Source organism: Tindallia californiensis, from assembly GCF_900107405.1.
Lineage (GTDB): Bacteria > Bacillota > Clostridia > Peptostreptococcales > Tindalliaceae > Tindallia > Tindallia californiensis.
Map to the genome: position 1 here is coordinate 376,832 of NZ_FNPV01000003.1, position 23,515 is coordinate 400,346.

The following is a 23,515-nucleotide window of genomic DNA, read 5'->3' on the forward strand; positions in this document are numbered from 1 at the left end:
TAATATCTCTGACCATCTATTAACAAACAACAAGAAAGAAAGAGGAGGAATTGAACGATGATAAAGAAACACAAAAAATGGTTTTCCCTTTTACTAACCCTTCTGCTTACATTAAGCATCTTCACTGGATGCGGAAGTACAGCAGACGATGAGGCAGAGGAAGTAGCTGAAGAAGCTGCAGAAGAAGCCGTTGCGGAAGACTTTACTGATCTTACTACGGATGTATTAGTTGTTGGAGCTGGTGGTGCTGGTTTAGCCGCCGCCATCGAAGCAAGCGATGCAGGCAAAGAAGTAATCGTTATTGAAAAAATGCCAATGGCTGGCGGAAACACCCTTCGAGCTACTGGTGGGTTAAATGCAGCCGGAACTTCTTCACAAGAAGCTTTAGACATTGAAGATGACGCTTCTATTCATTACGAAGATACAATGACTGGTGGTCATGAGTTAAACGACCCTGAACTGGTAGAAATCCTTACTAGCCAAGCAGCACCAGCTGTAGAGTGGCTTATTGAATTAGGTGCTGACCTTTCAGATGTTGGACGATTAGGCGGTTCTTCTAATAACCGTACTCACCGACCAACTGGCGGTGCCCCTGTAGGTGGTCATTTAGTTCAAGTATTACAAGAAGCAAGCCAAGAACGAGGTGTTGAAATTTTACTAAACACTACCGCTATCGAATTACTGATGGAAGATGAGGCTGTCAACGGAGTGCTTGTAGAAGCAGAAAACGGTGAGACTTATTCTATTTTCGCAGACGCTGTTATTTTAGCAACTGGCGGATTTGGTGCTAACGCAACCATGATCGCTGATTTAGATGAAGGCCTAGAAGGTTTCGGAACCACTAATCATCCGGGAGCTACTGGCGAAGGAATCACGATGGCTCAAGAAATCGGAGCTGCTTTAGTGGATATGGTGGAAATCCAAACACATCCAACGGTTGTTCCAGAGATTGGTTATATGATTACAGAAGCCGTTCGTGGTAATGGAGCTATTTTAATCAACCGTTCCGGTGAACGATTTGTTGATGAAATGGGTACCAGAGACGTTGTATCAACGGCTACTTTAGAGCAAGAAGGACAAACCGGTTTCTTATTCTTTGACGAAGAAGTTCGTGAAAGTCTGAGTGCCATCGAAGGCTATATTGAAAGAGATTTAGTAATCGAAGCAGAAAGCTTAGAAGCCTTGGCTGAAAAGATGGAAATGGATATCGATGTATTACAGGCAACTGTAGACAGTTACAACGAAGCGGTTGCTTCTGGATCTGACGAAGCTTTCGGAAGAAGCGACATGCCTGTTAGTCTTGAAAGTCCATCTTTCTATGTGATCGAAGTTGGTCCAGCGGTACATCATACCATGGGCGGCTTACACATTTCAGCTAATGCAGAAGTATTAAACGAAAATGGTGAAGCAATTCCAGGATTATTTGCAGCTGGCGAAATCACTGGTGGAATCCACGGCGGCAACCGTCTGGGTGGAAACGCATTAACAGATCTTATGGTATTTGGTCGAATTGCTGGACAGTCCGCTGCACAGTAAAAATAATTTTACAGGTATTTTTTAGGAGGTACTACGAAAATGATGTCATTCATTCAAAGTAAATCATTCAAATCAGGCATGGCTATCTTGTTTGCATTGCTTCTTGCTTTTACCGTAACCGGTTGTGGGGATACAAGCACAGAAGAAGAAGCACCTGCTGCTGAGCCTCATACCTTAACTGGTTCTGGCGAAGGTTATGCCGGTACCATCACCGTTGAAGTTGAAATGCTGGAAGACGAGATTCAAAGCATCGAAGTAACTGAGTCTTCAGACACTCCAGGTATTGCCGACGGAGCTTTTGATGCGGTTATCGGTAAAATCATCGAAAACCAAGGCACAGAAGATGTTGACGTAGTTTCCGGAGCTACCGGATCAAGCCAAGGTCTTTTAGATGCTGTGGAAGATGCACTTGCTCAGTAACACAAGATGCTTACGGTTTATTAAGCTGTATTGATTGCAGCAAAGTAGAAGCCCTGCCATTGGATCATTCCAAAGGCAGGGCTTTTTTATGGATTCATATGTTTACGCTTCTTTTTTGGCTCCACAACTGGTGCAGAAAATATCTGTTGCTTCTTGCTGACTTCCGCATTGGGTGCAGAATACCTTTGATGTATCGATAGGGTTCACTTCTTTCTTCTCCTCAATCTTCCTGCTTTGATTCTTGTCTGCAAAATGATAATACAGAAAAATACCGCCAGCTCCTATTAATAACAATAAAGCAAGCCAATATCCGATTCTCAGCCTAACAATGGCTGGATAAAATTGCATGGCACTTTCATTGACGCGAGAACGAAACATTAGTAATGAAATAACCCCTATGGCGCCAGCAATTCCAGCAAATAGGTATTTTTTTGAAATCGCCGCAATCAACCCTACCACTACTACGATCACCGTTACTACTATTTCCGGACTTGGATCTACTCTTTCTGCCGCAAATCCGGTTCCCACCTGAGATCCAGTCATTAATTCAACACCCGATAATCGAGCAATGGTTTCTCCTTCGCAGGAGACAGTGATAAAGGGTAGTAAAAAACAAATCAACACAAGGCCAAATAAGGATGGAGATATCTTTTTATACTGATTCATTTTAATCCTCCTTTTGGTCTGAGGAGTTAAAAAAATGTTCTACATTATTCCCGCAACCACCACAAAACTTAGTTCCTTCATTGATCATTTTTCCGCAACTACATTTCATCGATGCACTACTGCTTTCTTCTCTAGTCTCATTTTGCTTTAGAACTTCTTCCACCTTAGCACCACAATGATTGCAAAAAAGAGCTTCCGGATTTATATTTTTTCCACACTTACAGGTTTGAGGTTTCTTTCGATTCATCAGATCCTGCTCTTCTTTATGTATCTTTTCGATTTCATCCTCTTTTAATTGAATCTCCTGGTCAATGGCCTTAATGTTTTCACAGATGGTTTGCAGACGGTTTTGAACATCTTCTGTCTGAATTTCCTCCATGGACCATCCTCGGTAGTATTGAACGCCTAGCTCATTTAACCGAGATTCTTTTTGTCCTTGTAATGTCGAAATCCGGTTCCGTATTTTGGTTGTTTCTATCAAATTTTTTGATTTTACACTGGCGATGGTCACGCCCTCATCCATTTCTTTTCTTAGTTTCTTAAAAAAATCTGCCATTCCTTTCCCTCCCGTTTGTATTGATCTTTAATGATCGTTTTAGTGTTATGCTTTCATCTGAAATTATATCATATTCCTTCTTGTTCTACCAAAAAAACAGCTAAAACCATCCTCCGGACAGTTTTAGCTGTTTTTTAAGTTTTCAGCTCTCCTGAGTAACTCTGGAGCAACAACGTTTCTAATTCTTTTTGTGTCACTTCTCTTGGATTGTCCTTGGTACACACATCTTTGAGGGCTAATGTCGCCATTGATGCTACGGCTGCTTTATATTCACTCTCATTAATCCCATAGTGTTGAAAAGAATCTTCAATTCTCAGTTCTTTTCGATACCTCTCAACAATTCTTACTAATGCTTTTACTTTGTTTTTTGTACCAATATCCGGTATACCTAAGTGAGTCGCCAGTTTTCCGTAGGCTTCCCCTTCCGGTGTAAGTTCTTTATCTGTCAAACCGGCATTATAAGCAATAATGTGAGGTAACAGAATGGCATTGGCCCGTCCATGGCTAATTTTAAACCTGCCGCCAATGGCATGAGCCAGGCTGTGATTAATTCCCAGTCCAGCATTCGTAAACGCCAGACCAGCCATGCAAGAAGCTTCATGCATTTTTTGCCGGGCTTCCCTGTCACTTCCATCCTGATATGCCTTCAATAAGTAGTCAAAAGCTACCTGAAGGGATTTTTCCGCATATACCTGAGAGAACTCGCTGGCTCTTTTTGCCAGACAAGCTTCCAAGGCATGGGTGATCACATCCATGCCAGTGTCGGCTGTTACGGCCGGCGGAACACTGAGGGTCAGTGTGGCATCTAGGATTGCTATATCTGGTAGCATCAGTGGATCTGTTAACGCTACTTTTGTCTGAGTTTCCTCATCTGTAATAACAGAAAAGGAGGTAACTTCCGAACCCGTTCCACTCGTAGTGGGAATGGCAATGAATCGTGGCTTATGAATCGCATCCTTATCTACCAGCATTTCTTTTGATTTGATGCAAAAGTACATCATAGCTTTTGCCGCATCAATAACCGACCCACCACCTAAAGCTATCAACGTGTCTACTCTGTTTTCAACCATCAGTTTCAAACCTTTTTTTACCGTTTCTACCTTAGGATTGGCTTCCACTTCCCGAAAGAGATGATAAGGAGTACCAGCGGACTTCAAGTAATCTTCCAATTGTCTGGCCACTCCAATGGAAACCATTGTCTCATCGGTTACCAGAAACACTTTTTTTGATGGCCATTTATTTACATGAGCCAGTGCATTAATTCCAGACACTATTTCTGTTTTCATTCCAAAAGCCTTCATGCTGTTTCATCTCCTATTTAAGCGTTTTCTGACCAGTTTGCCGGATAGGCTACATATAAGAATCGTGTATGGTGAGGAGTGGAAAAGTGTATCTTGCTGCCTTTGGGAATAAAAATCACATCACCTGCATTTCCTACTACTTTTCGACCTTCAATCAAAATTTCTAAAGTACCTTCAATAATATAAGTCACTTCATCATAGGTCAGCAGCCATTCAAAGCTTGTATCTTTCAGTTCCATAATTCCTGCCCCTAATCGCGGACTCTCTTCCAGAGAAAGAATGTCCGTAATCGCAACCTGGTCACCAGGTTTTCCTGTATCAAAAGGAGCTGGTTGCACTTTTTTTGCCTGAATACTGATGATACCACTTGGATCTACCTGCCGATTATGATCTTGAGCTGCCTTTCCCATTTGCTCTTCGATGACTTTGCGGACAATTTCTTCAATTACTTGCGTTGATATTTCCTGCATATTGATCTCCTTTCCCTGTTATGCTTTTGCCCCTTTTTTCTCCATCAGTTTCAGGAAAAAGATAGCTACCATAACAGCGGTCACTCCACCAACAAATTTCCCGACAATCATTGAAAAAATCATTTCTCTTTCAACACCGGCGGTATACCCCAGATGATCTCCCAAAATAAAGGAAGCACTAACGGCAAAAGCGACGTTGATTACTTTACCTCTCTCGTCCATATCTTTCATCAAACCAAACATAGGGATATTATTCGCAAGGGTAGCAACCATTCCTGCTGCCGCTGCATCGTTCATTCCTAACATTTTTCCCATCCGCATCAGCGGTCGATTCAGTACTTTTGTGATCACATGAACCATTGGAAATGCTCCGGCTAACACAATGGCAATTTCACCTACAACAGCAAATCCTTCGGAAATCGGATCCATCCCCTGAATCACTACAATGCCTGTCAGGGTTTCGATAATGATGGCTGCCAAACCAATGGTAATGACAATCACCACCCCTTTTCCAAAGATGACAAACCCATTGATCATTTTTTGAGGAATAATGGCTAATCCTACGGCTAACAGTCCGGAAACAATAATAATGGGTACTAAGTTCGCCATAATCATTCCAAGAGAAAAGCCTGCTGCCACCCCTCCTGCAAAACAACCTATTGGAATAGTTATAAGTCCTGCTAACACGCCTTTTGCTAAGGCTTTATGATCATCTTTCGAAATAATTCCTAAGGCTACAGGAATGGTAAAAACAATGGTCGGGCCTAGCATAGCACCTAATATAATCCCTGCAAACTGACCTGCTTCCGGTGTTAAGGCTAAACTCATGGCTAAGGGATATCCACCCATATCATTTGCCAGTAATGTCGTGGCAAACATTGCCGGATCGGCCCCTAGTGCCGTATATAGCGGTACCACTACCGGCGATAACCATCTTGCCAGTACAGGAGCCATAGAAATAACTCCGACCATAGCCACCGCTAATGCACCCATAGCCATGATACCTTCTTCAAACTTTTCTCCTAAGCCAAATTTATTGCCAATAATTCGGTCAATGGCTCCTAACACCATAAACCCTACCATAATATACAAAATAATATCGTTAATACTCATTTTTCAGCCTCCCTCAGTCTTTTCATTTTTATTGGCTGTGGATTTTTTTCATTACAGCCTTGATTACTTGTTGTTGTAACTGTGGATCTTTTATCTGAAAATCTTGAATCACTAGTTTCTTTACTTGTTCTACTAAGCACTCTTTCTCTGCTTCTTCTTTTGTTGAACAGATTCCTTGTTTCAGATCAATGGTATATCCTTTTTGACGCAGGTAATCTTTCGCACCGGAGGTGAGAAGCATCTCTTTGTCCATCATAAAACTTTTGCTTTCCGGTTCTAAATACGAATGAATATTATGAATGGTAATCAGCTTTTTTGCCATTCGACTTCCTCCTTTTTCTTCTCCCTACACCAAAGAATCCATCACACCTTGATGAGGACGCGGGATAATCACTTGATTTACCAGAAGGCCTGCTGTCTCGGCTGCATCAGTTCCCACTTCAACAGCTGCTGTTACAGCGCTGATGTCGCCTGTTAGCGTCACAAATGATTTTCCACCTACCGCAAAACCAAGCCTTAGTTCAATCAATTCTACCTGAGCTGCTTTCGCTGCTTGATCGGCGGCGGCAATCCCGCTGACAACTCCGAAAAATTCTAAGACGCCCAGAGATTCGCCCATTTCCATCTGACCGGTGCCAGTAATGGCCGGAATAATTCCAGGATGAATGTTAGCAATCGTTAAATGATCTACCACCCATCCGGCACCTGTTTCCAAACCAGCGCTCATAGCCGCTTTCACGCCGCCTACATCTCCACTGATTAAAACAAGGTATTTCCCGGGACAAATAGAATGTGCTTTCACCAGATCCACATTGCCGGCTTTCAGCATTGTATCGGTAACTAAATAGCCTTTGGCAATACTATTGAGTTCTATCACACCTAAGGTTCGAATCGTCATCGTATGCATCAACTTCTCTCTACCATAATATAATCTTTCTCTACTTTTTTTACAGTTCCATCAAGACTGCTATGGATTTCCGATCCTAAGTCTGTCCCTACAGACGCAATCAGCTGACCAACCACTACTTTGTCGCCATTTTCTACCACTGGCTTCGCAAGCACACCAATATGTTGCTTTAAAGGAATGACCACCTTGTCCGGCGTGAGGCTTTGAAGGGTTTCCGGTACATCTGTTTCATAGATGGATAACCCTAACCGTTGAATTAATCTTTCTGTAGGAATTTTTCGGTAAGACCGCTGAGGATGAACTTCCTGAAAAGCTTCCTCTGTATTAACCCACTTAACGCCTCCCTGCATCAGGGTGGATTTGACAGATTCATTAATCATTTTGGGCGACAAACCCATAGGACAAGCAAAATGTTCACATATCCCACAAGCGCAACATAAAAGGGCTGATTTACTGCTTTCCATGGTTATCTTTCCAAAGGCAACGGACCGCATCACCAGGTGCGGATGCAATGGATGCCCGTTTAAGTATCGGGGACATAAATCGGTACACATACGACACTGAATACACACACTTGCCGCCCGTTTTAGGCAATGAGAAATGCTTAGATGGTGATGCTGGATAATCGGATGATGACTGGGAAGTAGAATAAGGCCTCCCATGGTTTTCGTCACATAGGTACGACTCAACTCAGACCTTGGGCAAAGTTGTCCCATCATAGGACCTCCGGTTAAAGCATGATAATCAGAGATCTTGGGCCCACCAGCCGCTTCAATGCAAGACTGCAGATCTGTTCCAATAGGCACTTTGATCAGACAGGGCTGGTTCACTTCGCCTCCTATGGTCATTACCCGATGCGTTACCGGCTGCTGATGAACAATATCCAGTACGGTTGCGACATTGGTTATGACAACCCCTTTTGAAAGGGGAATCTTTCCCGGAGCTACCGTCTCTGCCATCACTTCCCGAACCAGCATTTGCTCATCTCCGGCTGGATAAAAATCACCTACAGGATGTATTTTAAGCGAAACTTCTCCTGGTTTTAGGCAGCGTTGAAGCTGTTCAATCTCTTTCTTGTTTTTTTCTTTAATCGCAATTACAATGTCCTGTGCCTTTAGATGTTTTCCTATGGCCAAAGCTCCTTGGATAAGTGCTTCCGAAAACCGTCTTATTAAAAACTTGTCAGTCTTCAATAAAGGTTCGCATTCAATCCCATTAATGATCAGGGTTTTTGCCTGGGTATCTAATTTGATATGGGTCGGAAATCCAGCTCCACCGGCACCTACCACCCCGGCCTTTTTGATTCCTTCTAAAAACGTCATCGGAACCGCCTCTTTCACGAACATTCTTCTACTATTTCACATGCATCAATAATGCCAACAATAGTTGCATCAACAGCTTTGCCGTCACCTTCTATGGCTCTCCTGGCAGAACTGCCTGATACCACCAGGACATCATCTCCTATCCCGGCTCCTACAGCATCTGCCGCAACCATTCGCCGGGATTTCTTTTTAGGAAGATCAGAATCTTCCCGGTCAGAGATCTCTATCTGATTTTCAACAACTTGCACCACCAATAATTTTAATCCATTTAAGGATGTTTCCTTTTTTGTTGCCCATACATTTCCTATGACCTTTCCAATAATCATGCTGTCACTCCTTGCACCACTTTATCTGACCTTCCCGCAAAACATCGGCTGCCAAAGGTGTCACAATAGTTTTGGGGTCAATCATTACTTCTTTGACGGCTTTTTGCTTCCAGTTGCGGGCTGTTTTTTCGTTCAGTAATTTTTTTCGGTAGTAAAGAAAGGATTCCGACTGGTCTTTTTCCGCTTCAAAGGCGTTATTTTCCACCAGTTTTAATCCGCTCCCAGTTAGTAGCTCCAAAGCCTCTGTGTGTTTCCGAAGCAAAGGTGAATCTTCATGATTTTCCGGAAGGAAGGTCAGGTCTTCACGCCGAAGGCATACCGTAACTCCTTTAAGCAGGGCTTCCAGACACCAGGTACTCACCCTGTCATCAGGCAATCCATTAGCAATGCTCATCATCTGATAGCGTGTCATACCGGGGAGCCATAAAGTCATTCCTTTTTCCAAGGTTTCAATATCCCTTAGCCATTGAAGATAGCCGGCATTTTTCAAAATTTCTGACGGATATTCCACTTCTTCGATCACAAATGCTTTTTGAATTTTTCCCAGGCGATAAAGTACTTCCTGAACAATCTCATCCATGCTGTTTCCCTTTTCCTTTGTCACTTAACCACCTCACTTCATCACTCAGCATAGCCTTGTTAGGCTTTTTCTCTTTCACCTGTTGATATTATTTTTCCATAAGTGTTTTTTCCCAGGCCAACAGCATTGGCTTCGTCATAATCGATGTGCATTCTTAGCTGATAACGGGGATTTACCCGTACCAACACATCTTCAAAGGTGATTTGTCGCTGGCCATATACCCGCACCGCCACGGTTTCTCCATCCTGTACCTGTAGATGAGTCGCATCCTCCGGTGTCATATGAATATGCCTTTTTGCTACCATTGCTGACGATTTCGCTTCAATCATCTTGTTTTTATACTGAATCCAAAGATCTGCACAGTTTGTTAAATCTCCCGATTCTTTAAGCACCGGTGGTATTCCTAACGCCCTGGCATCGGTCATGGATATTTCTACTTGTGTTTTTTCTCGCAAAGGCCCCAGAACGGCTACATCCTTAAAGCTTCCTTTAGGTCCTATCAAATTCACTTTTTCTTTTGATAAAAACTGTCCCGGTTGCGACAATTCTCTTTCCGGCGTAAGGGTATCTGTTCCGAAAAGTTGTTGGGCATCTTCTTTGCTTAAATGAACATGCCTCCCTGACGCTTCTACTTGCAGGCATTTATCTTTTTTTTCCAGTTCCCGAATCACTTGATTCACAAGATCATCAATCATTTGTTTGTCCACGATTTTCACCTCGCATCCGACACATCAGAATATAGGCGGCACTGCTCATACGATTCAGCACTCGCAGTAAGTCTTCCCTTTCTATCTTCGACCCATTTCTGAACGCATTTATTCCCACTAATTCCAATTCTCGTAAGGACGATCGCAACTGATTGATCAATACCATTTCCTGACCCATTTCCACATTCGGAACAAAATGTTTGATGCCATAATATTTTTGTGGATGATGAGAATGGGCCCGTAACTCCTTGTCCTCTAATCCAAAAAGATTTTTTATTTCATAGGGCGTTTCCATTACTTCTGCTTTTAAAATTTCCCGCATTACCTGAAGCATTTCGTCCAGATTTTCTAACAACCAAAGATACTTTGTATCTTTTAATTGATGCATTGTTACCAGAATCTGACTTTGGATACTGTCTAGTTTTCCCCGGAAAACAATCCTAGAATCATCTTTGTAAACCAACTGATTTCCTGATAAGTGTGTCATCCATTCTGGTTTTTCCTGATAATAGCCTCCATCGTAGTAAGAAACAAATTTCGGTTGAAATCCTGTGTCCACGACTTCAAAGGGTCGGTATTCATTTTCCTGAACCCGAACTTGTTTCACTTCCTTTTTAGGGGTGCTTTCCTCATGACACTGATAGCGTTTCTGTTCTCGAAGGTATTCTTTTGCCGATGGTGTCAGCTTATCTGATTTGTTGATTTTCAGTGGCTGATGAGGATTTTTTTTATCATGTTCTCTTAATAACGCTTCCGTAATTACGCTCATCATATGACGCCTCTCTTAAAAAATAGATGTATTAAACAAGGTCCTATAAGGGATTAAGGGAGTTTTCGCTCCCTTAACCTTTTCTCCTCCAAATGACAGGCTACTTTTAACAGCCTTCTGTTTTTTACCGCCTTTTCGTTATTCCGTTATTTTGCTTTTAGGCAGTATCACTTCCACTTCGCTATGAGGTCTTGGAATAACATGAACAGAAAGTAGTTCTCCCACTCTTTCAGCCGCTGCAGCGCCTGCATCTGTCGCTGCTTTTACAGCACCTACATCGCCTCGAACCATTACGGTTACTAAACCACCACCTACTTGTTCCTTCCCAAGTAATTGAACATTTGCCGCTTTCACCATTGCATCTGCTGCTTCTACGGCTCCTACCAACCCTTTTGTTTCAATCATTCCTAATGCATTTAAAGTTGCCATTTTTATTTTCCTCCTAATGATATATTTTTATTTTGTAATGCTTGCATCACTTGTTGACAAATCTGATCAATATCTACCGTTGCATCTGCTTGCCTTTGTGCTTTGGTTCCCAAAGACTGGTTCATCTCTAAATCATAAGCCATCCACCGGACATTTAATAAATGGAGTGGCGTGACATTATCACTGGTTGCACTGCCGCCTACCGTTCCACAACCCAAAGTCAGTGAAGGTGCCAGTCCCGTAGATAAACCAACGGCTCCATGAGTAGAGGGTGTATTGACTAAAAACCGCGAAACCGGTTTTTCCAACGCAAAAGCCTGGATCACTTTCTCATCACGGGAGTGTATGACTAAGGTATGGCCTAACCCTCCATTTTCAAGAAGTTGATAAGATAAAGAGCATCCTTCTTTCCAATCTTTCACCACATAAAAACCCATCAATTGAGTTAATTTTTCTTTCGAAAAAGGATATTCTTTTCCAACGCCCGGCTCATCGCTCAGTAAAAGCGTTGTGCCCTGTGGTATTTCAATGCCTACCAAGTTTGCAATATAGGCAGCCGAACGGCCTACAATGGCTGGATTCATAGCACCGTTAGGTCGCTCCATAATTCTTTTTACTTTTTCCAAGGCTTCTCCGGTTAAAAAGTATCCACCACGCTGAGTTACGGCTTTCCTGACGTCCTGCTCAATAGGAGCATCTACTACGATAGCTTGTTCAGAGGCACAAACCGTTCCATAATCGAAGTTCTTGGAACGAAAGATTTTTTCTACCGCATCTTCGATATCCGCACTTCTTTCAATAAAAGCTGGCACATTTCCAGGGCCTACACCAAGAGCCGGTGTTCCGGAACTGTAAGCCGCCTTTACCATAGCGGTGCCTCCTGTAGCCAGAATCATATTAATGTCTTTGTGCTTCATGAGTGCTTCGGTTGCTTCCATGGTTGGTTTTGTAATGCAACTTATCAAATCTCTGGAAACACCGGCTTTTTCCAAGGCATCCTGAAGAACTCTAACGGTTTCAGTAATGCAGTTAAGCGCGGACGGATGAGGACTGACAATTAAAGCATTTCCTGCTTTTATCGAAATCAACGCCTTGTAAAGTACCGTAGAGGTAGGATTGGTAGACGGAATTAACCCGGCGATCAACCCCATAGGAACGCCTATTTTCACTACCTTTTTTTCAGTAATGCTTTCCATAATTCCAATGGTTTTCATGGATTTAATGGATTCCCATAAGTCTTTACTGGCTAAGATGTTTTTAGCCATCTTATCTTCCCATTTTCCAAATCCAGTCTCTTCATTGGCCAGCTTTCCTAAGGCTTCGGCATGATCATAGCCGGCCAGGTACAACTGTTCGGTAACCCGATCAATTTGATTCTGATCCAAAGCCGCCAACTGCTTTTGAGCTTTTTTTGCACGTTCTACTAAGTTGCGCACTTCTTGAATAGAAGCTAAATCCCTATCAAGAATCATCATGATCCCCTCCTTTCATATGATGCCTTATGGCATTCACCAGTTGATATTTACTGGCATTTTGTATCCGACGACCGTCAGCCGGTGTAATCCCCAACTTTCTGGCTATTTCCCGGAGAGATGCCACCTTTAATTCATCAATACCGCCTTTTTCAAAGACAGCATAGTTTTCGCCTTTCAATGAAACATAGGCGGACTCTTTGGTGGGCTCTTTGCTGTCTTCCGGCGCCGGCGTTTCTACTTCTTCCTTTTCTATTTCTTCCTTTTTCGCTTCTTCCTTTTCTGGTTGCTTTTCTTCGATCACTAACATAGCTCCTACTTCCGGCGTGATTCTCGGAATCACATGGCTGGTAACTGATATTCCCAGTTTTTTCACCGCTGCTTCGCCAGCTTCGATGGCGGCTTTTATAGCCCCTACATCTCCTTCAAAAGAAAGAGTCACCAATCCTCCGGAAGGACAATTTTTCGAAACTAGTGTTACCGATGCTGCTTTTAATGCCGCATCCGCTCCTACGTAAGCACCAAGAGCTCCGTAGGTTTCCAATAATCCCATTGATGTTCTCATTGCCTTCACCTAATATTTCAAGGGTTGATCGGCTACCTGTATAACAGCGTCCGCAAAGGCTTCACAAGCCGCTTTACACGCTGATTGCGAACCTGTTAAAAGGCCACCGCCAAAGTTGGTTTCTGAGGGAGGGCCGAAAAAAGTAACTAGCTTCACATCGGCGGCTTTCAATGCCGCATCCATGGCATACATAGCTTCGATGGGAGGAGCAATCAAGTAAGCCAGTGGCTCACCTTCCTGTATGTTAGCCGTTTCTGAAAGATAGCTGCCGGTTCGGGAGACACAATGGGCATAATAGGCAATGGAATCATCTTCATTAGCACTATAGAAGCATGCATCCCCTTCAATAAAGTCGATGGCCGCATTTAAGCCACTTTTCACTTCTGCCGGACTGGGACCGGAAATAATTCCGATGAATTCACCCGCCAATTTTGTGCTGGCATTCGCCGCACCGCCATAAAATGATTTTGCATAGACTACATTGATTTCTGCTTTTTTGGTTGCTTCATCCAGTGCTGTATAACCTACATCATCGCAATCCGTTGTAATCATACCAATGGCTCGATGGGCATCTTTCACCCCCAGATTTTTACGCATTTCTTCATCGACATTTGAAATCATTTTGACACTTAAAACATTGACTTTAATCGGATCGTATCGCATGGTAACCTCCTATAATTTTAAATCCACGCCACTTTTTTTCTCATGAAGGATTTTTTGAATAATCTCGGCAATATGTGCTCCTGCTTCCACCGCAGGCGTACCACTTTGATGAATATTACTGATCACTGTTCTGCTGGACTCTGGATTTCCCACTTTGCCCTGGTAAATCATATAGCAGCTCATGGATTCTCCTGTGGCAAGCCCAGGTCTTTCTCCTATTAAAACAGCTGTGACCTGTGCACCCGTAAGTTCTGACACCTGATCCATGGATGGCACCCGTCCATATTTAAGGAAAAAGGGTACTCCCATTTGAATGCCTTGATTTTTCAGCCCCATTTCAATGGTTTTCAGAGCATCTACGGCGTTTGTTTCAATAGCTGTTGAAGACAATCCATCCGCTACATACACCTGAACGGTAGGTGGAGTTGCATTAAGCTTTCGTAAGGCTTCTACCGATTCTTCATCCAGTTTTCTTCCTAAGTCTGGTCTGGTCAGATATTCATCTTTATCCGCTACAAGGGTTTGAAGTTTTTGCCATCCATTGGCTTCGATTAATTCATCACAAACATCGGTAAAAACAGCGTCCTGAGCCACCGCATGATCTGCCCGAAACCTTAAATACGTCGGCGTTGTATAACGGGGACCTGCCCGCCAAATACCAACTCTGGCTGGCGTTGACTTTTTATAATTGGCGTAGGCTTCTTTGTTTTCCGGATCAGGAACCACTAAATAGTCTTCTATCCGGTAACCGGTCACGCTGTCTTTTTCCTTAATGGTTTCAGGAATTTCTGTCATTACTGGCTGAACCGGTGCTGAGGAATGACTTTCTTCCCGACCTGGTTCTTTGCTTAACTGATGTTCCCGAATTACTTCTTCAATAATGGATTTTAATTGATTTTCGTTCATTGTTAACACCACCTTTCTATTTCATAAAAATAGATGCATCGCCAGCTCGTTTAGTCAACTTACCGTCTTTAACAATTTCCATTCGTTCCAGCCATTCTCCAAAAGCTTTAATAGGCTTTTTCCCGCTGATACTTCTTAAGCTGTGCGCGTCATGATAACCGGTACATTGGTAGTTAAGCATAATATCATCCCCTGCGGGTATGGCCATAAAGTAGTTGCATCCGGCCATCGTCAGTAATACCGCTAAGTTTTCAATGTCGTTCTGATCTGTTTTCATATGGTTGGTGTAGCATGCATCGACTCCCATTGGCAATCCATGGAGTTTTCCCATAAAGTGATCTTCTAAACCGGCTCGTGTTACTTGTTTGCTGTCATAAAGATATTCCGGTCCAATAAACCCAACCACCGTATTCACCAGAAAAGGCTTGAAATGGCGGGCTAATCCATAGCATCTGGATTCCATGGTTACCTGATCGGTATCATGATGCGCTTCACTGGACAGCTCAGATCCCTGCCCTGTTTCAAAGTAAAAATAGTTTGGCCCGGTGGCTGTACTATGTTTTTTCATTAAGGATTCTGCCTGCCGAAGCGTATCCACCGTAAATCCAAAAGCTTCATTTCCCTTTTGAGATCCAGCAATGGATTGAAACATTAAGTCTGCCGGTGCACCTTTTTCAATGGCTCCCATTTGCGTGGTCACATGGGCCAATACACAGGTTTGTGTCGGTATCTCCCATTTTCTTTTAAACTCATCGAACATTTTCAAAATGTTTCCAACACTTTCTACGGTGTCAATCACCGGATTCAGTCCTAGTACAGCATCTCCCACTCCGTAGGAAACACCTTCCATCAAGGACACCATAATGCCATCTAAATTGTCGGTGGTATGATTTGGCTGCAATCGGAAAGAGAGGGTTCCCGGTTCTCCGATGGTGGTATTGCAATGAGCCGTTACAATCATCTTTTGGGCTCCCAACACCAAATCCATATTGCTCATTAATTTGGTTACCGCTGCAATCATTTCGGAAGTAAGGCCACGAGAAACACGTCGTATCATATCATTGGTCGTGTCTTCATCCAGAATCCATTCTCTCAGATCAGCCACCGTCCACTCCTTAATCTCTTCATAAATGGGCATGCTGAGATCATCGTAAATTAAACGGGTCACTTCATCTTCGTCGTAGGGAACGGACGGGTGATGATACAGGGTTTCTAAGGTCAGCTGGCTTAACACTTCTTTCGCCGCCACTCGTTCGGTCATCGTTTCCGCTATAATTCCTGCCAGTGCATCTCCTGATTTTTCTTCATTGGCTTTTGCCATCACTTCTTTCACACTTTTGAACAGGTACTGCTGTCCAAACAAAGATGTTCCTAATCTCATTCAACCTAACCTCCTATTCTTTTCTTAGCCTAGTAACCAAAAAGTAAGGTTTTGATTACAATCGGCACTACTTGCCCCTGTGCAATGGGAACTCCTATGTCAATATAATCTCCATTGTCCGCATTAATTGAATCGATACAGATCAGCCCTTGCCCTTTGGGAATCATGCTTCGCAGGCAAAGCCCCAGCGACTTACCGAAGTCACTTTCCAGGATTACTACTAAGGGGTGATCCGATCCATTAATTTTTTCACTGACCATGGCGATATCCTTGGCTAAGGCTTGGATTTCATTAAAGCCGTAACCTCGTTGACCTCTGATTCCTAATGCAACCAAAGAGGTATCGCCTTGTTTTTGAATCCACTCCATTTTTTCACTCATTTTTTGCTGTCGATCAGCCGACGGTAATGCTTCTTCTTCCTCATCCAGTTTGATAAGCGGTATATTCTTTAAGGGCAATAATTCTCCGTCATAATGAACCGTACTGCCACTAACATCTGTACTATGATTGCCGGCACCCACCACCGTTGCTCCTATGGTTTCCGAGCCGTAAAGGATCTGATGGTTTGTTTCGGATGCTGACTGAGCAATGGCATTTCCCAAAAGGATGCCTATATCTCCGTATCTCAACCAGTCGTCTTCCTCAGGGTTTGCAGAGGCTACGCAATCAGCAACGCCGCCAGATAAAAAAGCTTTGTCAATGGAATGGTTTTTTCTTAAACCATGATCTGTAATAAGTAGTTCTTGTATAGGAGAACGGGTGTCAGCATTCATAATTTCTACGATGGTTTCGGCCATTCCCTGACAAAATTGCTTTAAGGCTGTCATCGAAGGTCTTTTTCCTAAAGCTATTTCTAAGCCTAAATGTTTGATCAGAGCCTCCGCCTTTTGAGAAGTATAGGTAATGTGTTGATCTTCTGAAAATTGAATAAGCCTTCCACCAATGTCATAACAAGCCGTATCGATTAATTTTCCATTTTGAAATACAGCTACATTGGTTGTCCCTCCTCCAATATCAAGATTCATTACCGTTGCATTGTGTTCTTTTGAGTAATCACAGGCTCCAGAACCCTTTCCGGCCAACACGCCTTCCAAATCTGGCCCGGCTGTGGCTACTACAAAATCTCCGGCAAAGCCACTGAGCATGGTAAGTACCTGCTCCGCATTTTCTTTTCTTGCTGTCTCTCCGGTGATGATAATGGCTCCTGTATCTACTTCCTCCGGTTTCATTTTTCCTTGTTGATATTCCTTAGCAACGATGTCTTTCAATGCAGCTGCATCAATCACCTCAGCACTGATTAGTGGAGTAAAATATATTTCACTACGATAGATCACTTCCTTATGGGTAATTTGAACGGTAGGAACGGTCCAGGCAGCCGCTGTATTTTCTACGGTTATCCTGGAAAAAACCAATTGAGTCGTGCTGGTACCGACATCGATCCCAACACTTTTTAGCTGTTGTGCCACCGCAAAATCTCCTTTGCAAAAAAATAACGTTAAAAAACTCTCTTGCTGTTCAAGAGTTTTTTAACGTCTTTGTTAAAATACATTCAGTATACATCATTGTATGCTGTTGTTATTCACTTGTCATCTTAAAGTCAAACATTGCCTTTGTTCCCCCTTCTGTGGAAACAAGGGTAAATCGGCCTTTTAGCTTTTCTTCCACCATGCTTTTAACAATACTTAGACCTAAGCTGCCGGAAGTACTGGTTTCGGCATCAAATCCAAAGCCATCATCTCTTACCACCACGCTGGAATACATAATACCCTTTTCAATATTGATCTCTATAAGGCCTTTTTCACGTTCCCGAAAAGCATATTTCATGCTATTCTGAACCAGTTCATTGACAATCAGCGCTACCGTTGTTGCTAAGTCAGAACTTACTTGAAACCGACTGCCTGTAATCTTCAAGGATATCTCACAGTCCTCTTCCAGAGATCCAAAGGTATTAGATACGGCCCGTTCGATGATGGTACGAAGATCTACTTCGTCTACCCCGCTCTGAGCCAGAATTTCATGGGTAGCTGAAATGCTTATCACCCTGCTGATGCTGTCTTCCAAGGCTTGTTTTGCCTTTTGCGAGTCTGTTCGTCTGGACTGAAGCCTTAACAGACTGGCGATGGTCTGTAGATTATTTTTCACACGATGATGAATTTCTTTCATTGCCACAGACTTGGTAATCAATTTTCTTTCAATGTTTTTCTCTTCTGTGATGTCTTTCACAATCATTAATAAGCCACTGAAGTGATCCTTCTCATCTGATAAGGGAGCATATTTCACTTCCATCATCATATCTCCCCGCTTAATTTCCGAGGTTTTCAGATGGATTGTCTCCGCCAACTCCTTAAACCGACTTCCATCCAGAGCCAGATTATCAAAAGGAATACCTACCAGTTCTTCCTGATACCCTAAATAGCGGTACATCCGTGTTGCCACCGGGTTCATTTTCTGTGAAATGCCTTTGCCATTAAAGACAACAATTCCATCGTTCAGATAAGGCTGTAGTAAAATATCTTCCTGTAAGGTGTCCACCAAGGTCTCCGTTAGCTGTTCCGTGGTTTCCGTCAACATTTTCATCTGAGCATTTTCTTTTTCAGCCTGAGAAATGTCATTTTCCATAATTAAGCAGCCAATGGTCTCCTTTGCTTCATTAAAGATAGGTACCACATGTTGTCTTACCCGTTGTTCTTCTTGTGTGATCGCTCTTAAATCTCTGGTGGGCATGCCTATTTCCAATGTTCGGATCGCTGCCGGTTCATGATGTCGGTATGCCAGTTCACCTACTACCGACCTCTGGTAGTTGGATTTTCCCTGACTTGGTTTCGCTTCCGCCACCACCACTGCCACCCCGGCTTCCCTGGTCATTACATCGATAAAGATGTCTCCACCAGACAAGTCGGCCATCAGTTGCAATTGTTCCGCTACTTTTTCCAGTTGTATGATATCGTTTTCATTTAAACAGGTATGGGTTTCACATAATTGTCTTAGTTTCATATTCATCCTTCTATGCTCATTAAAATAGTACTTGCTATTTCTTGCATGCTGCAACGTTTGTCCATGCTCATTTTTCGAATATAATTATAGGCGGCTTCTTCTGACATCTCATTTTGTGACATTAAGGCACTTTTTGCCCGATCCACCAATACTCTTGCTTCCAAACGTCTGGCCGTCTTTTCATGAGCTTTCTTAATGTCTTCAATTTCTCTTCCTCTATGCATCGCAATTTCTGCCGCCGGCAAGAGCGATTCTTTTGTCACTGGCTTTACAACATAGGACAAGACTCCCGCCTGCTTTGCCTTTTCTATGAAGGATTCGCTGCTGTAAGCAGTCAATAACAATACAGCTCCTGCTAAATTTTCCTGCGTTATTTTTTTTGCCGCAGTAATCCCATCCAGAAGAGGCATTTTCACATCCAGAATTGCCAGATCCGGTCTTTGCTTTTTACATATTTCCACAGCATCAAATCCATCCGAAGCTTTGCCTACCACATCGTAGCCTGCTTCTTGCAGCATTTCTGCTACATCCATTCTTGTAATCGGTTCATCGTCAGCAATGACTATCCTCTTACTCATATTAACCTCCGATTTGTTGGGTGATTGTTTTTAAAGGATCTCGGCAACCTGCCCTATCCCTGCACCGGAATAGGCACTTACCTGATAAACAGTGGTTACTCCTGCTTTTCTCAGCCAACCTTCAGAGCGAACTACATCTGCTTCCGAATGATCCGTCTTGGTGATAATTCCCACTACTGATTGATTAAACATGCTGGCAAACTGTGGCGGAAAGTAGTTGTCTCTGGAGGTACTATCATGCACAAAAGCGACTATTTTCGCATCAAAAGATAAGGTAACAATGGCATGATAATATCGTGGATTTTCCAGGTATTCACCTGGAGTGTCGATAATTTTCGGGTGATATTCTACGGCTTGGGTTTTTCGATACACCATTTCGTCATTGGAAAGTCGTTGAATTAAAGTGGTTTTACCTGATCCCTGAGTTCCAACCAGTATCATTGATTTTTTCATGAGCGAGTCATGACGGTGGTTGTGAAGTGAAGTACTTGCCCCAACATGTGAAGTACCTCCTGAATCGCTTCTTCCACGCTTCCTACATCGCCCACTAACACTAGAGATCCGCTAAATCGATCTAAAAACCCTATGCGTACATCAGACGCTTTGGTAGCTACATCACCAGCAATGATCGCCCCCTCGCTCGGTGTAATGGTCAGAATTCCCACGGCACCTGTCTCACTTTCCACTAAACCCAGTTTCTGACATACATCTTCTCTTGGATTTGCAATTAAATGAGCTAATGTCACTTGTTTGCCAGGCACATATTCCTGTACCATTCTTTGCTTTTCATCCTGCATAACGACGCCCCCTACACTAAAAAAGCTCGCAGTCCTCCCTTTGTAACGAAAAAAGGAAACTACAAGCTTCATCGCTTATTATGTTCGTACGCCGTTGTACTGTTTTTGATTATAGCACGACAAAAAGCATTATTCAACCAATTTTTTTGATTTCTCGAAAAAATTGATCAGATAACGCACCCATCCGCTGTTTAGTCACATTGATACATAACTTCTTTCCTTACTCTTGAGCCTAATATATTGAACATAAAAAATCTCTCCAGTCCCACTGAAGAGATTTAAGTAATTAATTTCACCATCACAAACAAGACAAAACGGCTTGTTTGTTTCACATATCACTTATCCCCTTCCTATCTCCCGTAGGAACTTCGGAGTCTTACATGGCAGGTCTCCTGGCTCTGCTTCTCCGTCTTCTGTATCCTTCCCATTGCCTGTGACAACAGTGGTAATTACAGAGACTCAGCATTACAGTGGCGGGACCGCGGAGGAATTACACCTCTCTTCCCTTTTCAACCATTTGAAAAAATGGTCACCATACAAGTATTATTTAGTTGTTCCCATCTTATCATGAAGCGGACCCACCGTCAAGCCAGCCTTTTGCCAGTTTCTTTGTTTTCGAAAGATGTGCCCGAGGCGACAGATCCCAGGACGGTCTTAGGCTGATTAATCGATTCCATATTTCCTAAGTTTTTCATAGAAATTAGATCGTGATACCCTCAATAGATTGGCTGCTTTTGTTCGATTATTATTAGTGCTCTTCAAAGCATTGAGAATGGTTTCCTTTTCTACTTTTTCCAACAAATTTTCCAGAGGCTGCACTTCATTGGCCAAAGGATTAATATTTTCATTTTTCCATAAGTGCAGCGGCACATGTTTCTCTCTGATCTGACTCCCCTCCACCATATTGAGCAGCCTTTCCAATAAATTTTCCAGTTCCCGAACGTTGCCAGGCCATTTATATTCGCATAAAACTTTCATCGCTTCTTTGCTAACGGTTTTAAGCGGTAATTGGTACTTTTTCGTCAGCTTATCCATCAGATACTCTACTAACAAAGGAATATCCTCCGGTCTTTCTCTTAAAGAAGGCACCGTAAAAGTCAGGACATTGATGCGATGGTATAGATCCTCCCGAAAATTTCCTTTCTTGATTTCTTCCTGCAAATCTTTGTTCGTTGCCGTAATAATTTTGACATCCAAAGGAATGGTCTGCTGCCCACCTACCCGTTGTACTTCTTTATCCTGAATAACCTGCAATAGTTTGGCTTGCATGGCAGGACTCATATCAGCAATTTCGTCGAGAAAAATAGTTCCTCGGTCTGCCTGCTGAAATTTACCCGTGCTGCCACCTTTTCTGGCTCCTGTAAAGGCACCTTCCTCATAACCGAAGAGTTCCGCTTCAATCAACTCTTTTGGAATCGCACTGCAGTTAATATGAACAAAGGCTTCATTGCGTCGTTCCCCACAAAGGTGAATGTTATTGGCAATATAGGTTTTTCCCGTTCCACTTTCTCCTAACAGCAAGACATTGGAATTTGTTTTTGACGCATTGACAATAAAATTTTTAATGGCTCTGATCGCATCCGAATGCCCTATGATCCGATCGTCAATCTCCTTAACGCTTTCCATAAAGTTTTCCACTCTTTTTTTATAGTAATACACTTCGTTTTCCTTTTGGCCTAACAAATAAGGCAAACACATCTGCAGTTCTGCGATTCCCCGATAGACAGCAATCGCTTTTTCACGACAGGTTTCATAACCACAAGCTTCACAATTCAACTCATCTTCTTTGCTATACTTCTGGCTTTTTGCCAGTATGTCTCGTATTTCTTCTTCACTTGGGATTGTTCGTTGTTGCTGAAGGGTTTTGTAATACACCCTTCTGGAAATTTGAACTTTATTCTTTTTTACCGGTCTCTCCGGATCGCCGGCTCTTTTGGCGATGCTTTCATTCGCAAATTCGATGACTTTTCTTTTCCGGTATTGAAGAGAGCTGTTATCGTGAAAAAAGTCCGGCCCATCAATACATCCTTTGCAGTAAAGAATATCAATCAGCATTGGTTCCAACTTACCTTCCTCAATAGCCCGAAAAGTTTCCAGCACCTCTTTTTTGCCTTCTACCACCGTGATTTTATTATTCAGTATATCCGTGCTGATTTCAGCCGCCTTTAACAACCCTCCTGCCACAGGAAAAACCTGCCCACGACATTCTTCGTAAAAGTGATTAAAAGCAGCCGGCCTTACTTTTCCCGGATCTATCTCATTTTCATCAAACATCGCTTTCAATTCCGAAAACAAGAGGACATAGTCTACCGTATTTTGGGCGTATTCTTTATCAATTTCTGTTTTTTTCGCAACACAAGGCCCAAAAAAGACAATATCTGAACTTACTTTTTGTTGTTTCTTAATGTAATCGGCCACCGCAATCATCGGAGAAACAATAGGCGCTAAATGATGAATCAATGATGGATAATGGCGTTCCACCATATTGACAATAACCGGACAGGGCGAGGTGAGCATCGGTTTTGAGATGGGCTCCCGATAGAGTTTCGCATATTCCCTTGCTACCATTGACGCACCCTGTGCCACTTCATAAACTTGATCAAAGCCCAATTTTTTTAACGCTCCCACCAATCGATTCGGTTCTTCTTCAAAAGCAGCTACGATAGATGGTGCTAAAATGGCAATGGTAATATTTCTTCGGTTTCTCAAAGATTTTTCAACGGCACTCCTGTCTGATCGAATGACTTTATTTTTCTGAGAACAGACATTGACACAAAATCCACACTGAACACATTCTTCTTTCATTAACTCCGCCTGATCCCCCTCAAAACGTATGGCATTCACAGGACATCCCCGGACACAGGAATAGCATTTTTTGCAAGTTGTTTTTACGTCAGAAACAATCGGCATTAAAACACCTCCGGTACAGCGTATCTTCCAGAAAAACTTATTCATTATATTTTACCACAATTCTTGCAATTCTATCAGAAGCAACGACGCTTTACAAACGACGCTTTACATCTGTTATCATTGATACCTGGTTATTTCCTTACCTGC

26 protein-coding genes and 1 riboswitch are annotated in these 23,515 nt (G+C 42.7%); of the genes, 2 read left to right on the forward strand and 24 right to left on the reverse strand.

The window, feature by feature from the left end:
* Positions 1–57 precede the first annotated feature (57 nt).
* Entirely contained in the window at positions 58–1,536 is a 1,479-nt protein-coding gene (locus tag BLV55_RS05745) for a flavocytochrome c (protein WP_242870041.1), read from the forward strand.
* Positions 1,537–1,575: 39 nt separating this feature from the next.
* Positions 1,576–1,956, forward strand: a complete 381-nt coding sequence (locus BLV55_RS14755; RefSeq protein ID WP_242870042.1) for an FMN-binding protein — start codon at positions 1,576–1,578, stop codon at positions 1,954–1,956.
* 102 nt (positions 1,957–2,058) lie between these two features.
* On the opposite strand, the gene BLV55_RS05750 is transcribed toward BLV55_RS14755, so the two are convergent.
* From BLV55_RS05750 to BLV55_RS05865, 24 genes are all read right to left on the reverse strand, one after another.
* The gene (locus tag BLV55_RS05750; RefSeq protein ID WP_093312182.1) at positions 2,059–2,622 is read right to left on the reverse strand and encodes a zinc ribbon domain-containing protein; all 564 of its coding nucleotides are present in this window, start codon (positions 2,620–2,622) and stop codon (positions 2,059–2,061) included.
* Position 2,623: 1 nt separating this feature from the next.
* Positions 2,624–3,178 (reverse strand): zinc ribbon domain-containing protein, encoded by a 555-nt coding sequence (locus BLV55_RS05755; RefSeq protein WP_093312185.1) that lies wholly within the window; start codon positions 3,176–3,178, stop codon positions 2,624–2,626.
* Between the two features lie 134 nt (positions 3,179–3,312).
* Positions 3,313–4,479: a 1-propanol dehydrogenase PduQ gene (locus BLV55_RS05760; protein WP_093312187.1), complete on the reverse strand. Its 1,167-nt coding sequence runs from the start codon at positions 4,477–4,479 to the stop codon at positions 3,313–3,315.
* 17 nt (positions 4,480–4,496) lie between these two features.
* Positions 4,497–4,949, reverse strand: a complete 453-nt coding sequence (locus tag BLV55_RS05765) for a cupin domain-containing protein (protein ID WP_093312190.1) — start codon at positions 4,947–4,949, stop codon at positions 4,497–4,499.
* 18 nt (positions 4,950–4,967) lie between these two features.
* Entirely contained in the window at positions 4,968–6,062 is a 1,095-nt protein-coding gene (gene eutH, locus BLV55_RS05770) for an ethanolamine utilization protein EutH (protein ID WP_093312193.1), read from the reverse strand.
* Between the two features lie 28 nt (positions 6,063–6,090).
* Entirely contained in the window at positions 6,091–6,384 is a 294-nt protein-coding gene (locus BLV55_RS05775) for a hypothetical protein (protein WP_093312195.1), read from the reverse strand.
* Between the two features lie 24 nt (positions 6,385–6,408).
* Entirely contained in the window at positions 6,409–6,969 is a 561-nt protein-coding gene (locus BLV55_RS05780; RefSeq protein WP_207646030.1) for a BMC domain-containing protein, read from the reverse strand.
* Positions 6,969–8,291: a 4Fe-4S dicluster domain-containing protein gene (locus BLV55_RS05785; protein ID WP_176968279.1), complete on the reverse strand. Its 1,323-nt coding sequence runs from the start codon at positions 8,289–8,291 to the stop codon at positions 6,969–6,971. Before BLV55_RS05785 ends, BLV55_RS05780 begins: the two co-directional genes overlap by 1 nt.
* Positions 8,292–8,305: 14 nt before the next feature.
* Positions 8,306–8,617 (reverse strand): EutN/CcmL family microcompartment protein, encoded by a 312-nt coding sequence (locus BLV55_RS05790; RefSeq protein ID WP_093312200.1) that lies wholly within the window; start codon positions 8,615–8,617, stop codon positions 8,306–8,308.
* Between the two features lie 4 nt (positions 8,618–8,621).
* Positions 8,622–9,221, reverse strand: coding sequence for a hypothetical protein (locus tag BLV55_RS05795; RefSeq protein ID WP_093312202.1), 600 nt, complete (start codon positions 9,219–9,221; stop codon positions 8,622–8,624).
* Between the two features lie 35 nt (positions 9,222–9,256).
* Entirely contained in the window at positions 9,257–9,904 is a 648-nt protein-coding gene (gene pduL, locus BLV55_RS05800) for a phosphate propanoyltransferase (protein WP_242870043.1), read from the reverse strand.
* A complete protein-coding gene (locus BLV55_RS05805; RefSeq protein WP_207646031.1) occupies positions 9,885–10,673 on the reverse strand; it encodes a cobalamin adenosyltransferase in 789 nt (262 codons plus the stop codon). Before BLV55_RS05805 ends, pduL begins: the two co-directional genes overlap by 20 nt.
* Positions 10,674–10,811: 138 nt before the next feature.
* Entirely contained in the window at positions 10,812–11,102 is a 291-nt protein-coding gene (gene eutM / locus BLV55_RS05810; protein WP_093312208.1) for an ethanolamine utilization microcompartment protein EutM, read from the reverse strand.
* 2 nt (positions 11,103–11,104) lie between these two features.
* On the reverse strand, positions 11,105–12,574 hold the full coding sequence (locus BLV55_RS05815) for an acetaldehyde dehydrogenase (acetylating) (protein ID WP_242870044.1): 1,470 nt from the start codon (positions 12,572–12,574) through the stop codon (positions 11,105–11,107).
* Positions 12,564–13,139: a BMC domain-containing protein gene (locus tag BLV55_RS05820; protein ID WP_093312210.1), complete on the reverse strand. Its 576-nt coding sequence runs from the start codon at positions 13,137–13,139 to the stop codon at positions 12,564–12,566. Before BLV55_RS05820 ends, BLV55_RS05815 begins: the two co-directional genes overlap by 11 nt.
* 9 nt (positions 13,140–13,148) lie before the next feature.
* Positions 13,149–13,802, reverse strand: a complete 654-nt coding sequence (gene eutL / locus BLV55_RS05825) for an ethanolamine utilization microcompartment protein EutL (RefSeq protein WP_093312212.1) — start codon at positions 13,800–13,802, stop codon at positions 13,149–13,151.
* 9 nt (positions 13,803–13,811) lie between these two features.
* Positions 13,812–14,708 (reverse strand): ethanolamine ammonia-lyase subunit EutC, encoded by an 897-nt coding sequence (gene eutC / locus BLV55_RS05830; RefSeq protein WP_093312214.1) that lies wholly within the window; start codon positions 14,706–14,708, stop codon positions 13,812–13,814.
* Positions 14,709–14,724: 16 nt separating this feature from the next.
* Positions 14,725–16,089: an ethanolamine ammonia-lyase subunit EutB gene (locus BLV55_RS05835; RefSeq protein WP_093312216.1), complete on the reverse strand. Its 1,365-nt coding sequence runs from the start codon at positions 16,087–16,089 to the stop codon at positions 14,725–14,727.
* A 29-nt stretch (positions 16,090–16,118) separates the two neighbouring features.
* Positions 16,119–17,555: an ethanolamine ammonia-lyase reactivating factor EutA gene (eutA, locus tag BLV55_RS05840; protein WP_093312218.1), complete on the reverse strand. Its 1,437-nt coding sequence runs from the start codon at positions 17,553–17,555 to the stop codon at positions 16,119–16,121.
* A 109-nt stretch (positions 17,556–17,664) separates the two neighbouring features.
* Positions 17,665–19,083 (reverse strand): sensor histidine kinase, encoded by a 1,419-nt coding sequence (locus BLV55_RS05845; RefSeq protein ID WP_176968280.1) that lies wholly within the window; start codon positions 19,081–19,083, stop codon positions 17,665–17,667.
* 2 nt (positions 19,084–19,085) lie between these two features.
* Positions 19,086–19,661, reverse strand: coding sequence for an ANTAR domain-containing response regulator (locus BLV55_RS05850; RefSeq protein WP_093312223.1), 576 nt, complete (start codon positions 19,659–19,661; stop codon positions 19,086–19,088).
* Positions 19,662–19,691: 30 nt separating this feature from the next.
* Positions 19,692–20,114 carry a EutP/PduV family microcompartment system protein gene (locus tag BLV55_RS05855; RefSeq protein WP_093312226.1) on the reverse strand — a complete coding sequence of 141 codons (423 nt, stop codon included), beginning with the start codon at positions 20,112–20,114 and terminating at the stop codon, positions 19,692–19,694.
* Positions 20,111–20,458 (reverse strand): ethanolamine utilization microcompartment protein EutS, encoded by a 348-nt coding sequence (gene eutS, locus BLV55_RS05860; RefSeq protein ID WP_093312228.1) that lies wholly within the window; start codon positions 20,456–20,458, stop codon positions 20,111–20,113. The genes BLV55_RS05855 and eutS overlap by 4 nt, the downstream gene beginning before the upstream one ends.
* Positions 20,459–20,823: 365 nt before the next feature.
* A riboswitch (cobalamin riboswitch) is annotated at positions 20,824–21,010 on the reverse strand.
* Positions 21,011–21,121: 111 nt separating this feature from the next.
* Positions 21,122–23,368: a sigma 54-interacting transcriptional regulator gene (locus tag BLV55_RS05865; protein WP_176968281.1), complete on the reverse strand. Its 2,247-nt coding sequence runs from the start codon at positions 23,366–23,368 to the stop codon at positions 21,122–21,124.
* Positions 23,369–23,515 lie beyond the last annotated feature (147 nt).

Excerpts from the sequence above, each read along its gene's own strand:
- BLV55_RS05745 (WP_242870041.1), top strand. The coding sequence starts at position 58 with ATGATAAAGAAACACAAAAAATGGTTTTCCCTTTTACTAACCCTTCTG.
- BLV55_RS14755 (WP_242870042.1), top strand. The coding sequence starts at position 1,576 with ATGATGTCATTCATTCAAAGTAAATCATTCAAATCAGGCATGGCTATC.
- BLV55_RS05750 (WP_093312182.1), bottom strand. The coding sequence starts at position 2,622 with ATGAATCAGTATAAAAAGATATCTCCATCCTTATTTGGCCTTGTGTTG.
- BLV55_RS05755 (WP_093312185.1), bottom strand. The coding sequence starts at position 3,178 with ATGGCAGATTTTTTTAAGAAACTAAGAAAAGAAATGGATGAGGGCGTG.
- BLV55_RS05760 (WP_093312187.1), bottom strand. The coding sequence starts at position 4,479 with ATGAAGGCTTTTGGAATGAAAACAGAAATAGTGTCTGGAATTAATGCA.
- BLV55_RS05765 (WP_093312190.1), bottom strand. The coding sequence starts at position 4,949 with ATGCAGGAAATATCAACGCAAGTAATTGAAGAAATTGTCCGCAAAGTC.
- eutH (WP_093312193.1), bottom strand. The coding sequence starts at position 6,062 with ATGAGTATTAACGATATTATTTTGTATATTATGGTAGGGTTTATGGTG.
- BLV55_RS05775 (WP_093312195.1), bottom strand. The coding sequence starts at position 6,384 with ATGGCAAAAAAGCTGATTACCATTCATAATATTCATTCGTATTTAGAA.
- BLV55_RS05780 (WP_207646030.1), bottom strand. The coding sequence starts at position 6,969 with ATGCATACGATGACGATTCGAACCTTAGGTGTGATAGAACTCAATAGT.
- BLV55_RS05785 (WP_176968279.1), bottom strand. The coding sequence starts at position 8,291 with ATGACGTTTTTAGAAGGAATCAAAAAGGCCGGGGTGGTAGGTGCCGGT.
- BLV55_RS05790 (WP_093312200.1), bottom strand. The coding sequence starts at position 8,617 with ATGATTATTGGAAAGGTCATAGGAAATGTATGGGCAACAAAAAAGGAA.
- BLV55_RS05805 (WP_207646031.1), bottom strand. The coding sequence starts at position 10,673 with ATGAGCGTAATTACGGAAGCGTTATTAAGAGAACATGATAAAAAAAAT.
- eutM (WP_093312208.1), bottom strand. The coding sequence starts at position 11,102 with ATGGCAACTTTAAATGCATTAGGAATGATTGAAACAAAAGGGTTGGTA.
- BLV55_RS05815 (WP_242870044.1), bottom strand. The coding sequence starts at position 12,574 with ATGATTCTTGATAGGGATTTAGCTTCTATTCAAGAAGTGCGCAACTTA.
- BLV55_RS05820 (WP_093312210.1), bottom strand. The coding sequence starts at position 13,139 with ATGAGAACATCAATGGGATTATTGGAAACCTACGGAGCTCTTGGTGCT.
- eutL (WP_093312212.1), bottom strand. The coding sequence starts at position 13,802 with ATGCGATACGATCCGATTAAAGTCAATGTTTTAAGTGTCAAAATGATT.
- eutC (WP_093312214.1), bottom strand. The coding sequence starts at position 14,708 with ATGAACGAAAATCAATTAAAATCCATTATTGAAGAAGTAATTCGGGAA.
- BLV55_RS05835 (WP_093312216.1), bottom strand. The coding sequence starts at position 16,089 with ATGAGATTAGGAACATCTTTGTTTGGACAGCAGTACCTGTTCAAAAGT.
- BLV55_RS05845 (WP_176968280.1), bottom strand. The coding sequence starts at position 19,083 with ATGAAACTAAGACAATTATGTGAAACCCATACCTGTTTAAATGAAAAC.
- BLV55_RS05850 (WP_093312223.1), bottom strand. The coding sequence starts at position 19,661 with ATGAGTAAGAGGATAGTCATTGCTGACGATGAACCGATTACAAGAATG.
- BLV55_RS05855 (WP_093312226.1), bottom strand. The coding sequence starts at position 20,114 with ATGAAAAAATCAATGATACTGGTTGGAACTCAGGGATCAGGTAAAACC.
- eutS (WP_093312228.1), bottom strand. The coding sequence starts at position 20,458 with ATGCAGGATGAAAAGCAAAGAATGGTACAGGAATATGTGCCTGGCAAA.
- BLV55_RS05865 (WP_176968281.1), bottom strand. The coding sequence starts at position 23,368 with ATGCCGATTGTTTCTGACGTAAAAACAACTTGCAAAAAATGCTATTCC.